Source organism: Planktosalinus sp. (assembly GCF_059864935.1).
The window spans coordinates 1-2,227 of record NZ_JCBCCK010000175.1 but is presented as its reverse complement, the minus strand read 5'-3'; the positions used below and the strand labels follow the sequence as shown (position 1 = coordinate 2,227).

Sequence of the window (2,227 nt, the reverse complement as noted above, 5' to 3'; positions counted from 1 at the left end):
AAATTCATTTTAATCTATTGTTAGTTAAAAAGTCAGTGAAATATGATTAAATACAACATATTAAGAACAATCCATTTCTTAAATAACCCTCTCAGGGTTTTGAACCCTGAGAGGGTTGAATATCAAACTGCTTTCGTAAATTTGCTTTTCAAAAATTTGAACAATGCAAAACCCACTTTTACAACCCTTCGATACCGCCCCTTTTTCTAAAATAAAAACCGAACATTTCAAACCCGCATTTGAGCAAGCCATCGCAACTGCCAAAGCCGAAATTGATGCCATCACAGCAAATGCTGAAACACCCACTTTTGAAAACACCATCGAAGCATTGGAGTTTTCAGGGCAACAACTGGATCGCATTTCCAGTATCTTTTTCAATCTGAATTCGGCCGAGACCAATGATGAAATCCAGGCGATTGCACAGGAAGTTTCGCCACTTTTATCAGAATTCAGCAACGATATTACCTTAAACGAAGCCTTGTTCAAACGAGTGAAAACGGTTTATGAAAACAAAAATCAACTTGACCTTACTCCCGAGCAACAAACCCTTCTGGACAAAAAATACAAAAGTTTTGCCCGCAATGGCGCCAATCTGCCTGAAGACAAAAAGCAGCGACTGCGAGATATCGACAAGCAACTCGCCAAACTCAAACTCACTTTTGGTGAAAACGTGTTGGCCGAAACCAACAAATACACCCTGCACATCACTGACGAAAAAGACCTGAGCGGCCTGCCCGAACACGCCATTGAAGCCGCGGCGCAAACTGCTGAAGAAATGGGAAAAGACGGTTGGGTTTTTACGCTCCAATACCCCAGCTATATCCCATTTATGACCTATGCTGATAACCGGGAATTACGCAAAAAGCTCGCCATTGCTTTTGGTGCCAAAGGTTTTCAGAATGACGAACTCGACAACCAAAAAAATGTGTTGGAAATTGTAAAACTACGTCACCAAAGGGCGCAATTGTTGGGTTATGACACACACGCTCATTTTGTGCTCGAAGAACGCATGGCACAAAGTCCACAAAAGGTAGAAAGTTTTCTCGAAGAGTTACTGGAAAAAGCCAAACCCGCTGCCGAAAAAGAATTCAAGGAACTTCAAAATTTTGCAAATAATCTTCCCCCCTTTGGGGGGATTGAGGGGGGACTTCAAAAATGGGACAGCGCTTACTACACCGAAAAATTAAAACAAGAACGCTTTGATTTGGACGATGAAAAGCTAAAGCCTTATTTTAAACTGGAAAACGTCATCGACGGTGCTTTTACCATTGCAGAGCGCTTGTTTCAGTTAAAATTTACCGAGGTTTTTGATGTTGATACCTATCATGAAGATGTGAAAACCTTTCGCGTAAGCGATACCAAAGGGCTAAAAGTCGCCCTGTTTTATGCAGATTTCCACCCCAGACCGGGCAAACGCAACGGGGCGTGGATGACTTCTTACAAACCGCAGTATGTAAAAGGCGGGAAAATGGAACGTCCGCATATTTCTATAGTATGTAATTTCACAAAGCCGGGAAAAACTAAACCCTCACTCCTAACCTTCAACGAAGTCACCACGCTGTTCCACGAGTTTGGCCACGCATTGCACGGGATGCTGGCAAACACCACCTATCCAAGTCTTTCGGGAACGGGAGTGTCTTGGGATTTTGTGGAACTCCCCAGTCAGGTAATGGAAAACTGGTGTTATGAAAAAGAAGCTTTGGAACTTTTTGCTAAGCATTTCGAAACCGGAGAAACCATCCCGATGGAACTTATTAAAAAAATAAAAGCATCGGCCACTTTTATGGAAGGGATACAAACTTTGCGACAGCTGAGCTTTGGTTTGCTTGACATGACTTGGCATGCCGGCGATTCGCCGGAGAGAATTAAATCTGTTAAGGAATTGGAATTAAAGGCTTTTGAAGGCACACAGTTCTTTCCCGATGTCTCAGAAAATTGTATGAGCACCTCATTCTTCCATATTTTTCAGGGTGGATATTCCTCAGGGTATTACTCCTACAAATGGGCCGAAGTACTCGATGCTGATGCTTTTGCTTATTTCCTGGAAAAAGGGATTTTTAACGGAGAAGTGGCTGCAAAATTTAAGGAACACGTCCTCTCCAAAGGCGGTACAGAACACCCCATGGTGCTGTACAAACGCTTCCGCGGAAAAGAGCCCAATCCGGAGCATTTGTTGAAACGGGCGGGGTTGTTGGAGTAATGGTTGATGAATAAGTTATTTGATTTG

Annotated in this window: 1 protein-coding gene; it reads left to right on the top strand. The window is 42.8% G+C overall.

From position 1 onward, the window contains the following. Positions 1 to 163 precede the first annotated feature (163 nt). A complete protein-coding gene (locus tag AC6F75_RS06615) occupies positions 164 to 2,200 on the top strand; it encodes a M3 family metallopeptidase (RefSeq protein ID WP_500714168.1) in 2,037 nt (678 codons plus the stop codon). Positions 2,201 to 2,227 lie beyond the last annotated feature (27 nt).

Bases quoted from the DNA above. Each gene is read 5' to 3' on its own strand.
- AC6F75_RS06615 (WP_500714168.1), top strand. From the start codon at position 164: ATGCAAAACCCACTTTTACAACCCTTCGATACCGCCCCTTTTTCTAAA.